Source organism: Bradyrhizobium sp. (genome assembly GCF_035935975.1).
Classification (GTDB): Bacteria; Pseudomonadota; Alphaproteobacteria; order Rhizobiales; family Xanthobacteraceae; genus Bradyrhizobium.
On record NZ_DASYWN010000007.1, the window covers coordinates 17595 to 32130 of the forward strand.

Genomic DNA, 14536 nt, shown 5'->3' on the forward strand with positions numbered 1-14536 from the left:
GTGATGGCCCCGCCCTTCGCATCATATGGGCCCCAAGGAGAGGAGACGTCAATGTCGAGATCGTTGAGAGCGTTCGGCCTTGCTGTGAGTGCGGTGGCGCTCACCTGTCTGCCGGCCGCGGCGCAAACCAAGGTCACCAATGATGGCATCTCGGCCAGCGAGATCGTCATCGGCACCCATCAGGATCTGTCGGGACCGATCAAGGGTTGGGGCGTACCGGTTGCAAACGGCATGAAGATGGCGACCGAAGAGGTCAATGCGGCGGGCGGCATCAATGGCCGCAAGATCAAGCTGGTCGTCGAGGACAGCGGCTACGATCCGAAGAAGGCCGTGCTGGCCTCGCAGAAACTGATCGAGCGGGACAAGATCTTCGCGATGGTGGGGCCGATGGGATCGCCGACCGTGCTCGCCGCGCAGGACATCCTGTTCGACGCCGGCGTGCTTCAGCTCTTCCCGCTGACGGCGGCCGAGTTCACCTTCAAGTTCGATCCGGCCAAGCCGCAGGAGCGCTTGAAGTTCAACAATCTCCTGCCCTATGTCGAGAGCACCCGGGCGGCGCTCAAATACATGATGGAGTGGAAGAAATCCCAGAAGCCCTGCATCATGCATCAGGACGACGAGTACGGAAAGAACGTGCTCGACGGCTTCAATCAGCAGCTCACTGCGATGAAGGTGCAGCCCGCCTCGATCACGAGCTACAAGCGTGGCGCGTCGGATTTCAGCGCGCAGGTCGCCAAGATGAAGTCGGACGGCTGCGATCTCGTCGTGCTCGGCACCATCCTTCGCGAGACCATCGGCGCGATGACGGAAGCCAGGAAGCTGGGTTGGGACGTCACCTTCCTCGGCGCCTCGCCCACCAACGTGCTGGAAGTGCCGGTGTTGGGCAAGGACGCCGTCGAAGGGCTCTATGCGGCGGGCCTCTTCGAGATTCCCTACGAGGACACCGCCAAGGACAAGGTGAAGGATTGGATCGTCAGCTACAAGAAGGCGTTTGGCACTGACGCCAACACGCAGGCGATGATCGGCTACAACGCGGTGATGACGTTCGCGTTCTACGCGAACAAGGCCGGCAAGGATCTCACCGGCCAGAAGATGCTGGACTCGCTCGAGTCAGGCGAGAAATTCCTCGACATCTTCAACTCGCCGCCGACCAAGTTCTCGAGGACGGACCATCTCGCCAACACCATCACCCAGGTGCAGCAGGTCAAGGGCGGCCGCTGGGTGCTGGTGAAGGATAATCTGATGTTTTGATGGGAGGGGCGGCTCTTGCGGCGATGACGGTGCACCCTCTCTCCTTGCGGGCCCCCTGCGGGAGAGGGTGGCTTCGCGAAAGCGAAGCCGGGTGAGGGGTCTCTATCCTCACGAACAGCGTGCCGAACGGATAGAACCCCTCATCCGGCGCGCTTGCGCGCGCCACCTTCTCCCGCAAGGGGAGAAGGAAGAAAGGCTACGATCCACCGCCCGCAGTCCCTAAATTCACCGGCGCCAGCTCGTCCTCCCGGCAGCGCCAGCCATCGGCGGCTTTCACGAACGCAAAGGTCCGCTGGATTCTGAGGCGGCGCGTGACGTTGAACGCCTCGCCGGAACGCTCCTTGTTGCCGACGCCCGGCCGCGGAAGCCCCGTCCTTGGATCCCAGCAGGTGCCGGTGCACGTGCTGGCGACCTTGCTGCATGTGGTGAAAGGCGCCAGCACGACCATCTCGATCTCGCCGGTGACCTGCGCCTCCTGGTCGGTCACCTGACTGTCGATCGCGTAGACGCGGTTGATGCGCAGGAAATTGCCGCATGAATTGGCCGCGTGAATCCGCGCGGCGCAGAAGTCGACGGCGTCGGTGTCGGGCGAGCGGGCCGCGATCTGCCGGCCGAACACCTTTTTCGGATCGCCCTTGGCGGCGGCGATCTCGCTGGTCTTGTGCTTCAGATAGTCGGCGAGGCAGTCTTCCGCGGAGCCAAGCTCCTGAAACGGCACGTTCTCCTTGCCGACCAGATTGCATTTGCGATCGCGCTCTCGCGTCCACCGGCCATATTCGGCGAAGGCAAAGCGCGCCGCGGTCGGGTCCAGCTTGCCGATCAGGCCGAGCACCTGGCCGTTGAGCTCGGTTTCGGCCAGCGCCAGCGACGGGTCGGCGCAGATCAGCGCGCCCGCGGCCGTGTTGGCGGCGAGACAGTCGAAATCCGGATCGCGCAGGATCGCGACGCGTTCCTCGGTCACCTTGAGAAGGCACGCCTTCACCCGGTCGAATTCGTCGGCGCGGATCGCGGTCTGGCCGACGATGCCGCAACCGAGGTTGCGCTGGCGGCTCCAGATCGCGTTCTCCTCGATTGCGGGCAGGCGATCGGGCAGGCGCGCGAGCCGCGCCTCGTTGGCCGCGCCCAGCTTCTCGGCGGCCGCGTTAAGCTCGGGATCGCCGCAGAACAATTGATTGCCGGCATCGCGGATCTGCTGACAGTTGTTCTTGGCGAACAGCGGCAGCCTGTCGGCGATGGAGCGGTCGGTCGGGCCGGATTGCGCATAGCCCGACGCCGCCGGCAAGGCCAGCAGCGCAAGCACAGTCAGCCCGATGAACCGCATCCAGTCGCCCCCGCGTCGAAGGCGCCATGCTAGCGTCCCGGGCCGCGCGGTGGAATGGGGTTGTGATGGGTGGTTGTGTGAGGTCCGTAGCCCGGATGGAGCGAAAGCGTAATCCGGGATTCGTGCAACAAGCGACAGCGGCCCCGGATTTCGCGGAGCCTGTCATCGGGCGGCGCTTCGCGCCGACCCGTTGGCTCCATCCGGGCTACAAGATCGCAATCAATGCGCCTCGGGCGTGGCCATCGAGAACCGCACCGGCTCGTCGACATATTTCATCACGGCCGACTGGTAGAGCACGAACAGCGGCTGGTAGGTCCGCGCGACATCGTCCTCGACCATCGCCATGCGGCGGTTGTCGAGCATCAACCAGTGTCCGTCGAGCTTGGCGGCGACAACCGCATGTTCTTCGCCGGCCCTGACGTCGCGCACGACGACGATGCGGAGGTCCTCGGTGGCGACGCCGGCGAGCCGCAACGCGGCCAGCTTGGCGATCGCATAATCTTCGCAGTCGCCTTCGCCGCGCGCGAAGGTCGCAAGCGGCGAGCTCCAGACGTCGTCAGTGCCGTCATTGGCGGCGCGGATGGCGAGGTTGATGGCGCGGTTGGTCTCGCCCAGCTTCGCGCGGCCGTCGCGGCTGCGGGCCTGATCGACGATAGCGAGCAGCTTGAGGGCGGCGGGCGAGGCGCAATTGTCCCGGTCGCCGTCACACAGCGCGAGCTGCACCATGTCGTCGTCGAGCTTGTGCTTCAGCGCGGACCATTTCTGCTGCAGGCTGCCGGACGAGATGGCGAAGGCGAACACGCCGAACGGCTCGGCGGACTTGCGCACGAGGACGCCGGCTCCCGGCGACAGCAACGTGCCGGCGCGCAGGTCGGCGGTCGATCCGAGCAGGATCAATCCGCACAGCACAAGGACAGCGCGCCAGGCGCGCGAGCGAGCAGCGGTCTCCATCTGACATCCCCTTCCGGCTTCATCAGGTCCCCTCGACCTCGACGTGCCGGGCGTTGTTGCTTTCGCGGAGATAGTGCGAGACGGGCCGTTTTGTTCTGCTTAACGCGCCCGGCAGGGGTCCCAAAACCGTGGGACAGGCTGAAACGGGCCTGCCCAAATTGCGTAAAATTTTACGATTCAGGGGCTAGGTGTGGCCCGGCTGCCGCGAAATGGAATCAATTGCAGGCAGAAATTGTGGGAAGGCCGAATCTGCGTCCTATGGCTAACAGCCCGCTATTTCACGGGTTCTGTTAGTTGGGTCACAGATTCAACTCCGTATTTGCCGCAGGATGTTCCGGGGCACTGCGAAGGAAAGATGACACAAGTATCTGACGGTCGATCTGTGCCGCTGATTACTTTGGATGACTGGAAATGTGCGCAATAAGCCGAATTTGGCTGCAAAATATTCGAAAATATACCTCAGCTTATCTGTGGGTGTCGCCGTAGGCATAGTCGTTGGCGACCAAGTGATGCGAAATCACACAAGCAATAGATGGTTTCGCTAAGGACTTGGTAATGCTATGCAAGCTTAGGCGGTCGATACTTACTTAGATTTTAACCCTTTTTACGGTGCGCGGTTGAATTACGCTGGCAAATTTGACGCCGCGAACTCCCTGGATGCTGCTCAGGGTTCCCGCTTGCCTGCGTCGAGCCATGTCGATTCCTTCACGGCCAAGGCGCATGGCCATGTGCCCGATGGCGCGTTCATTGTTCCCGATCCGAACCTGATCTTTAACGGCGAATTCAAGCGCGCAGGTGTCGATCTCGTGCTGTCCCATGACGGCCACGAGTTCGTCGTTCACGATTATTTCAGGGGCGACAAGCGCGCGGCGATCGCCTCACCCGATGGCGCCCACCTCAGCGGCGACACCGTCAACGCACTCACGGGCCATGTGCAATATGCGCAGGCTGCCTCCGGCATCGCCGCAGCCCAGGTCATCGGCCACGTCACAAAGCTCGCCGGCAGCGCGACCGCGATCCGCAATGGCGTCTCGGTCATCCTGAACAACGGCGACAACGTCGAGAAGGGCGACGTCGTCTCGACCGGCGCCGACTCGACCCTCGGCATCACCTTCATCGACGGCACCGTGTTCGGCCTGTCCTCCAATGCGCGGATGGTGCTGAACGAGATGGTCTACGACCCCAACGGGTCGAGCAATTCCTCGCTGCTCAGCCTGGTCGCGGGCACCATCACCTTCGTCGCCGGCGAGACCGCCAAGCACGGCGACATGAAGATCGATACGCCGGTCGCCACCATGGGCATCCGCGGCACGGCGGTGCTGACCCAGATCAACTTCGTCGTTCCCGCCGGCGGCGGCGATCCGCAGCCGCAGGCGAGCTTCCAGGTGCTGGTCGAGCCGAACGGCACGACGGGCTCCTACATCCTGTTCGACAAGGTCACGCTGCTGCCGATCGCGACGGTCAACCAGGCCGGCCAGATGATCCAGATCAGCGGCGGCAACGTCACGATCGGCAATGCGCTGATGTCGCCGGACGTTCAGAAGCTGATCACTGACGTGTTCACGCTGAAGTTCACCGACAATACCAACACCAAGCTGACCACGAACTTCACCGACACGATCACGCCGGTCAGCGACGGCATCCTCCTCAAGACCCAGAACGGCACCACTGCGACCGCGATCTTCACGAACCTCAATCTGCAGGGGGCGGAGACGCCCGGCCATAATCCGGCGAGCAGCACCCGCATTCCCGGCCCGCCCGATTCGCGCAGCCTCGACCTGAACGGCAATGTGAAGACCGCGTTCACGCTGACCGAGCAGGCGAACGCGACCGGCGACCGCGCGGATGGGACTGGCGATGCTGTCGCCAGCGATACGGTCTCCGGCCGGATCACCTTCGTCGACCAGAACCTCGGCGACCAGCCGACGGCGAGCGTGAGCCTCGCCGACGCGCCGAACTACGTCTACAAGAATGCCGGCCAGCAGGACGTCACCGGCTCGCTCACCGACCTCCAGAAGCAGGATATCGCGGCGACGCAGATCGATATCCAGGTCGTCCCCAACCCGGCCAACAACAACAACGGCTCGGCGGTCTGGACCTACACGATCCCTGACCACGTCTTCGACTTCCTCGCCGCCGGCGAAACCTTGACGCTGACCTACAAGATCCGCGTCAACAACAATTTCGCGGTCAACCCCGAATCCTCGTTCATCGACATCACCATCACGATCACCGGCACCAACGACAAGCCGGTGATCACCACCAGCGTTCCGACCATCATCTTCGAGGGCGGCACCAGCGTGCCCGGCGGTCCGCTGACCGGCGATGTGCCGACCTCGGGCACGCTGAGCTTCGACGACGTCGATCTCACCGACACGCATACGGTATCGGTTGCGCTGACCAGCGCCACGCTGCCAGGTGGCAGCGTCCCGCCCGGCCCGCTCGCGGCGTTCCAGAAAGCGATGTCGGTTGCGATCGCGGCGGGCGCCGACAGCACCGGGGGCGGCACCGGCACCATCAACTGGTCGATGGCCGACCTGCCGGTCTATCTCGCCGACTTCATCCCGAAGGGCCAGGTGCTGACGCTGGTCTACACCGTGACGCTCACGGACTCTCAAGGCGCGACCTCGACGCAGACCATCACCGTCGAGATCACGGGCACCGACGCGCCCGCGGTGGTGTGGATCGCGACCGACAAGGCCGGCGCACCCTCCGGCGGGTTTTGGAAGGATGCGGTCAACTGGGAAACCGGGACGGTCCCGACCATCAACGACGACGTCATCGTCATCACCGATCAGCTGCACGGCCTGACGCCGTCCTACCCGGTGACGATCGACACCGCGGCCTACGCCAAGTCGATCACGATGAACGACTTTGGCGGGCCGCCGCCGAAGGTGATCAACCAGAGTTCTCTGACGATTGCCGGCGCGCTGAACATGGGCGCGGACTCGATCTTCATCAACGCCGGCTCGATGTTCGTCGGCGGCAAGGCCGAGATCCTCGACACGAGCGTGTTCAGTAATGGCGGCTATCTGACGCTGCAGGGCGGCGGCGATTTCGCCAAAGGCACCACGATCACCAATTCCGGCACGATGGAGCTGTCGGGCGGCACGCTGAAGACGCTGGCCACGATCCACAACACCGGCGGCACGCTGAAGGCCGATGCCGGCACGATGCTGATCGTCGATACCGCGACGGTCGACGGCGGCACCGTCACCATTCTGGGCACGCTGGAGCTCGACGGCACCAGCCTGATCGAAAACGGCACGCTGAACAATTCCGGCACGGTCAACGTCAAGGGTACGACCGAGTTCGCTCACGAAACCGTCCTAAACGCTCCCAGCGGCACGATCAGGGTGCTGGCCAATGGCTGGCTGACCGTCGACCAGGGCTCCAGCGTCACCAACAATGGCGCGGTGACCGTCGATGCCAGCGGCAAGCTGACCATCAACGGCGCGACGATCACTGGTGGTTGGTTCAACATCTTGCCCGGAACGACCGTGCTCGGTGCGGAGGCCAGCGACGAGTCCGGCAGTACGTTCGTTCTGACGGGCTCGTCGACGGGTGTCAGCACGGTCACCAACAACGGCGAGCTTGATCTTACCGGCAACGCGATTCTGACCAGCGGCGTCCTGAAGAACAACGCCGCGCTCAACGTCAGCGGTGCGGGCAACGCGCTGCACTACGAGACGGTCACCAATGCCGGCACTATCGAGGTGCTCGCCAACGGCGCGCTCACGATCGATCAGGGCTCGACGGTCGACAATTCGATCGGCAATGTCATCGTCGACGGCAATGCCGCGCTGGCACTGAGCCATGCGACGATCAGCGGCGGCGCCATCAACGGCGCGGGCACGATCGACGTCACGGGCGCCAGCAAGATCGACAGTGGCGCAACGGTCAGTATCAGCACGATCACTGCCGACGCCGCGCTGACGCTGGACGGTATCACCGTGTCCGGCACTGATATCACCGACAATTCCAGCATCACGCTCGCCAACACGGTCAAGCTCGAGAACGGTGTCACCATCAAGGGCGCGTCCGCCGCGTCCAAGGGAGCGATCACCAATAACGGGACGCTCGAGATCGCCGGCGCCGCGACGCTGCTCAACGACATCCTGACCAACACCGGCCATATCATCAAGATCGACGACGGCCAGACGCTGACGCTGTCCGGCACCGAGATCGCCGGCGGCACCATCAACAACTACAGCGGCGCGGGCGCCGGCACGATCGACGTCACGGGCGACAGCAAGCTCAGCGGTAACGTCACCCTGAACAAGGGCGCCGTCACGGTCGAGGACGGCGTCACCCTGACGTTCGGCGATGCGATCGTCGCAGGCACCGCGATCGGCAATTTGGGGACCGTCAAGGTCGATGCCGGCAAGAAGCTGACGATGAACGGTGCGGGCCTGACCGGCGGCACGCTCAACGTCGTCGGGACGCTCGACTCCAGCAATACGACGACGGTCACCAATGCATCCATCATCAACAGCGGCCTGATCGAGGCGATTGCCGGCCTGCTGACGCTTACCGCCACGACCTCGGTGAGCATCGCCAATGCCGGCACGCTTCAGGCGAAGAGCGGCGAGCTCGACATCGACCACCAGGCCGTCACCAACACCGGCACCCTGGCGTCGGTCAGCGACGGCACGCTGAAGCTGATCGGGATGACGGTGACCAACACCGACGGCACTGTGTCGGTCGACTCCAGCTCGAGGCTCGACCTCAACGGTGCGACCATCGACGGCGGCACGGTGACGATCGTGGGTACGCTGGAAGCGGCCGGCACAAACGCCATCGACACTGCCGACCTCACCGTTGCCAGCACCGGAACGGTCTCCGTCACCAGCGGCACGCTGACGATCGATCCCGGCACGCTTCACGCCATCACCAATCACGGCCTGATCGAGGCGGTGAGCGGTGGCACGCTGAAGCTGACGACGGCGACGATCATCAATACAGGCGGAACGATCTCGGTCGACGGCAGCTCGAAGCTCTATTTGACCGACGTCTCGATCAATGGCGGCAGCCTGACCAATGCCGGCAATCTCTACAGCGTCGGCCTCAACACGGTCTCTGGCGGTGTCACCAACACCGGCACCATCGAGGTGCAGAGCGGCACGCTGAACCTGTCAGGCGGCCTTACCGGCGCCGGCAAGCAGATCATCATCGACGACAAGGCGACGCTCGAGCTGGGCGGCGCAGACGCGCAGACCATCATCTTCGCCGGCGGCACCAACACGCTTCAGCTCGACAAGGTCGCCGGCCAGAGCTTCACCGGCACGATCACCGGCACCTCGTCGCAGGACGGCACGTTCACGATCACAGGCACGGCCGATATCTCGACCTCGGTCGGCGATGCGCTCGACTTCACCGCCTCGGGCGGAACGAGCGGCGCTGGCGGCAACATCGTGCTGACGCCGACCGGCGCGCTGACCGGCCACGACAACGGCATCGTCGTCACCCAGAACGGCATCGGCAGCATCTCGCTCACGACGGTCGGTGCCATCACGGGCCAGAACGGCGACGGCATCGTGCTGCACGACGGCGTTAACGGGGCCGGCGATATCACCGCGACCATCGGCGGCGGCGTGTCCGGCGCGGTCGGCCTCGATATCGTGTCCCATGGCAGCGGTGCAGTCACCGTCACCAACAACGGTCACATCACCGGCACGGCGTCGGTCGGCATCAATGTCGACCAGGACGATTTGGGCGCGACCGGCTCGACGCACATCACCAACGCCGGCTCGGTGGTCGGCGCGGCTGGCTTTGCGGCGATCTCCATCCAGGAGAACGGCACCGGTACAGCGCAGATCGACAATTCCGGCACGATCGGTACCGACGCTGCCATCCCGGTCAGCGCGACGACCTATGCGATCGTCGAGACCGGCGGGCCCATCACCATCAACAACACTGGCCACATCGATGGCAACATCTCGGTTGGGACCGCGACGTTCAACAACAATACAGGCGGCACCTGGACGGTCGCCGGCAGCGGCGTGTTCGGCGACGCGTCGTCGATCATCAACCACGGCGACATCGATCTGCATGGCGCCACGATCTCCGGCACCGGGCTGAGCCTCGAAAATGACGGCCGCATCGACAGCTGGGGCACGGCGTCGATTACCGGCGACATCACCAATACCGACACCGGCTCGATCGAGGTTCACACCGGGACGCTGACGCTGTTCGGTTCGCTGACGAGCTCGGCCTCGGGCTCGGTCGTCGTCGATGCCGGCGCGACGCTCGAGGTCAAGGGCACGGTATCGCAAACGATCGCGCTCACCGGCGACGGCGCCGAGCTCGAGATCGACACCAAGGATTTCGGCGGCTCGATCGCTGATCTGACCGTGAACGACAAGATCGACCTGACGACGATCAAGTGGGGGCCCGGCACCAGCGCGGTCTATGTCCCCAATGCCGGCGATCCCGCGAGCGGCGGTGTGCTGACGGTCACCGGTGACGATGGCAAGACCATCAGCCTGACCCTCGTCGGCGACTATCGCAACGCGCATTTCGCGGGCAGTGATGAGGGCGGTCACACGCTGATCACGATCCACGCGGATGATGACGCACCGACGTTCACCACCACGGACGCGGCGCAGCTGACCGCGACCTTCTCCGAGCAGGCGGACACCACCGGCGCTTCCGCCACGATCGACCCGTCGCCGGCGGCGAGCGGCTCGATCAATTTCGCCGACATCGACCTGACCGATCGTCCGACCGTGACGCAGATCGATCAGGCCGTGACCTCGCTCGCCGCCAACGGCACCACCGACCTCACGGCGTCGCTGACGCCCGCCGAGGTCGACGCGTTGAAGGCCGCGTTCACGTATCAGTTGGACGGCAAGAACAACGGCGCCGTCACCTGGCACTATTCGATCGCCGACAACGCGCTCGATTTCCTCGCCGACGGCCAGACGGTGAAGATCGTCTCCACCGTCACCCTGACGGACGAGTACGGCGGGCACGATACGGCCGACGTGACGGTTACGATCACCGGCAAGAACGACGCGCCGACCCTGGCCGCGGTGACCACGGGGCCGCTCGTGGATACGGCGATCGCCGACACCTTCTCCGACATCACGGGGACGCTGGTCGGGACCGATGCGGACCATGGTGAGACGACGACGCTGAAATATGCGGTGCTGGATGGGACGAACCATGCGGTGACGACGGTCGCGGGTCTCTACGGCTCGCTGACGGTCAATCAGGACGGCACCTACAGCTACGTCCCCGACGGCGCCGCGATCAACGCGCTGTCGGAAGGCAATTATACGGACACCTTCACGGTCCAGACCACGGACGCGCATGGCGCGACCGGCACGGCGACGTTCAAGGTGAACGTCACCGGTGCCGACGACGCGCCGGTCTTATCCAATGGCAACATCGGGAAGCTGACCGATACCGCTGGCGCAGACAGTTTCTCCGACCTCACGGGCCAGATCACCGGGACCGATGCCGACACCGGCGACACGCTGACCTATGCCTTGCTGAACGCCGATCACCACGCGGTGGCGACGGTGACGGGCCATTATGGTGCGCTGACGGTCAACGCCGACGGCAGCTACACCTACGTGCCCGACGCAGCGTCGATCAACGCGCTGCCGGAAGGTTTCTATTGCGATAGTTTCACCGTGCAGGTCACGGATGCGCATGGCGCCGCCACCACGGCGACATACACCGTGGATCTGACCGGCGCCAACGACGTCCCGACCCTGTCCGATCTCAACGTCGGCAAGCTCCTGGATACGGCTGCGGCCGACACCTTCACCAATCTTACCGGCCAGCTCGCCGGAAGCGATGCCGATAGCGGCGATACGCTGACCTATGCCGTGCTGAACGCGCATCACCACGCGGCGACGACGGTTTGCGGGCTTTACGGTTCGCTGACGGTCAATGCCGATGGCAGCTACAGCTACGTTCCGAACGCGGACGCGATCAACGCGCTGCAGGACGGAAATTATACCGATACATTCACGGTCCAGACCAAGGACTCGCATGGTGCCACCGACACCGCGACGCTCACGGTGGACGTAACCGGCGCGAACGACGCGCCTGTCATCAACACCGATCAGGTCTGTGTCGGGCAGGAAGGCGACCAGATCTTCGTCAAGGGGCTCTCGGTCACCGACGTCGATGCCGGCGCCGATGAAACCTTCACGCTGACTGCGACGGCGGATTCCGGCACTTATGTGGACCCCGCATCGGCGACGGATACCCTCGCCAACGTCAATTCGTCGCTCCAGTATCTGACCTACTCCGAGCCGGGCGAAGGTCCGGCGACGGACAAGGTCGTGGTCACCGTGGCCGATGGCCACGGTGCGACCGACACGGTCAATCTGATCTTCAACCTGACCGAAGAGCGCGCGGTGACTCTCGCCAGCACGAGCGGCAAGGACGTACTGTTCGGCACCGGTTATCAGGACCAGTTCGTGTTCGCCGCCAATTCGAACCACGACACGATCCTGAATTTCACGCCCGATGAGGATCACATCAACCTCACCGCTGTCGTGGCGACCGATATTGACGCTGCATGGATCGCCCAGCACGTGGCGGCCTCGCCGAGCAACTCGGCGGATACCCTGATCACGATCGATTCCGCCGACACCATCCTCCTGAAGGGCGTCAACGCCGCCAATCTTCACGCGAGCGACTTCATCGTCCATTCCGGATGACCATTTGGTCGCGGCCGACCGTCTGCATACCCGATCGGTGCTGCCATTGGCGGCCAATGCGTGATATTCAAGCAGCATGAAACGCCTGAAGATCCTGCGGCGGTGGTTTGCGCGGAAGTTCGGCTTTGCGCGGCTGATGTGCCTTGCGCTGCTGGTCATCTTTGCCGGCATCCGGCTCTGGGACCCGCCGCCGGTTCAGGAATTGCGGCTGCGCACCTTCGACATGTTTCAGCTGATCGATCCGCGCCACAAGGCGGTGCGGCCGGTCACCATCGTCGACATCGACGACAAGAGCCTTGCCAAGCTCGGCCAGTGGCCGTGGCCGCGTACCCGGATCGCCGATCTGATCCAGAACCTTACCAGCAACGGCGCGGTGGTGATCGGCTTCGACGTGGTGTTCTCCGAGGCCGACCGGCTCAACCCGGATCTGGTCGCAAGCCAGATGCGCTATCTGGATGACGCCACCCGCGCCAAGCTGCGCGAGCTGCCGACCAACGACCAGATCCTTGCCGAGGCGATCAAGCGCTCGCACGTGGTGCTGGGCGAGACCGGGCAGCGGGCGATTTCGTCCGAGATCGACAAGTCGCTGCCCTTCACCGGCGTCGCGACGGTCGGCGAGGAGAATGCCGAGCGCTTCCTGTTCGAATTCCCCGGCCTGCTGCGCAACGTGCCGGTCATCGAGCAGGTCGCGGCCGGCCGCGGCCTGTTCACGATCAGGACGGAGCGCGATGGCCTGATCCGGCGCGTGCCGATGATCATGCGCGCCCAGGGCAATATCATGCCCTCGCTCAGTCTCGAGATTTTGCGCGTCGTCACGGGCACGCCGACGCTGCTGGTGCGAACCGACAAGACCGGCATCAAGGCTGTGCGCCTCAAGGGCGTGGAGATCCCGACCGACAGGAACGGCCAGCTCTGGGTGCACTATGCCCGCCAGGATCCCTCGATCTACGTCTCCGCCGCGGACGTGCTCGACAACACCGTGCCGCCGGGCAAGATCGCCGGCAAGCTTGTGCTGGTCGGCACCTCCGCGGTCGGCCTGAACGACATCAAGACCACGCCGGTGTCATCGACCATGCCGGGCGTCGAGATCCATGCCCAGGTGCTGGAGAGCGTCTTGAGCCGTGCTGTGATCTCGCAGCCGAACTATGCGCTCGGCGTCGAGCTGATCGCCGCGCTCGTGATCGGCCTCCTCGTCATCATCTTCACGCCGAACCTCGGACCGGTGCGGCTGGTGATCGCGGGCGCGATGTTCGCCGCGGTCCTGGTCGGCACGTCCTGGTTCTTCTACGCGCAGAACCGCTACCTCATCGATTTCACCTATCCGCTGCTGTCGACGACTGCGATCTATTTGACGTTCATCTTCGCGAGCTTCGTGCGCGAGCAGCGCCAGCGCGTGCAGATCCGCGGCATGTTCGCGCAATACATGTCGCCGGTGCTGGTCGAGCAGCTGGCGCAGTCGCCGGAAAAGCTCGTGCTCGGCGGCGAGGAGCGCGAGATGACGATCATGTTCTCCGACGTGCGCGGCTTCACCACGATCTCGGAGAGCTACAAGCAGAATCCGCAGGGGCTGATCGCGCTGATGAACCGCTTCCTGACGCCGCTGACGGACGTCATCATCGAGCGGAAGGGCTACATCGACAAATACATGGGCGACGCCATCATGGCGTTCTGGAACGCGCCGCTCGACGATGCCGAGCACGAGGTCAACGCCTGCGAGGCCGCGATCCAGATGCTCGAGCAGATCGACGCGGTCAACAAGGAGCGCGAGCAGGAGGCCGCCGACGGCGGCCATGTCTACATTCCGCTCAATGTCGGCATCGGCCTCAACACCGGCATCGGCGTCGTCGGCAACATGGGCTCCGACCTGAAGAAGAACTATTCGGTGCTCGGCGACAGCGTGAACCTCGCCTCGCGACTGGAGGGCCAGTCGAAAGAATACGGCTTCCCGATCATCGTGGGATCCAGGACCGCGCTGGCCGCCAAGGACAAGTTCGCGATCCTCGAGCTCGACTTCATCATGGTCAAGGGCAAGACCGAGCCGGAGGTGATCTACGCCATCGCCGGACGCGAGGACGTGATGCATTCGGCCGCGTTCCAGCGCCTGCGCAACGTCACCATCGAGATGCTCGGCTGCTATCGCGGCCGCGACTGGCAGGGCGCGCTGAGTGCCATCGAACGCGGGCGCAAGAGCGAAGACGCCGATACGCTGGAAAAGCTTTTCAAGCTGTACGAAGCGCGGATCAGGGATTTCCAGCTCAATCCACCGCCGGAGGGCTGGACCGGGGCTTATGCGCTGCTGACGAAGTAGCGCGAGGCGGCGAGCGAAGTTGTT

5 protein-coding genes are annotated in these 14536 nt (G+C 64.1%); 3 read left to right on the forward strand and 2 right to left on the reverse strand.

Annotated features, from left to right (window positions below; genetic code table 11):
• Positions 1-51: 51 nt before the first annotated feature.
• Positions 52-1251 carry an ABC transporter substrate-binding protein gene (locus VGR99_RS01955; protein WP_326896617.1) on the forward strand — a complete coding sequence of 400 codons (1200 nt, stop codon included), beginning with the start codon at positions 52-54 and terminating at the stop codon, positions 1249-1251.
• A 196-nt stretch (positions 1252-1447) separates the two neighbouring features.
• Here VGR99_RS01955 and VGR99_RS01960 read toward each other — a convergent pair whose 3' ends face one another.
• Positions 1448-2572: a lysozyme inhibitor LprI family protein gene (locus VGR99_RS01960; RefSeq protein WP_326896618.1), complete on the reverse strand. Its 1125-nt coding sequence runs from the start codon at positions 2570-2572 to the stop codon at positions 1448-1450.
• 219 nt (positions 2573-2791) lie between these two features.
• Positions 2792-3523: a transglutaminase-like cysteine peptidase gene (locus tag VGR99_RS01965; protein WP_326896619.1), complete on the reverse strand. Its 732-nt coding sequence runs from the start codon at positions 3521-3523 to the stop codon at positions 2792-2794.
• Between the two features lie 617 nt (positions 3524-4140).
• Here VGR99_RS01965 and VGR99_RS01970 point away from each other — a divergent pair.
• On the forward strand, positions 4141-12204 hold the full coding sequence (locus VGR99_RS01970; RefSeq protein ID WP_414645083.1) for a VCBS domain-containing protein: 8064 nt from the start codon (positions 4141-4143) through the stop codon (positions 12202-12204).
• A 76-nt stretch (positions 12205-12280) separates the two neighbouring features.
• Positions 12281-14512 carry an adenylate/guanylate cyclase domain-containing protein gene (locus VGR99_RS01975; protein ID WP_326896621.1) on the forward strand — a complete coding sequence of 744 codons (2232 nt, stop codon included), beginning with the start codon at positions 12281-12283 and terminating at the stop codon, positions 14510-14512.
• Positions 14513-14536: the final 24 nt, after the last annotated feature.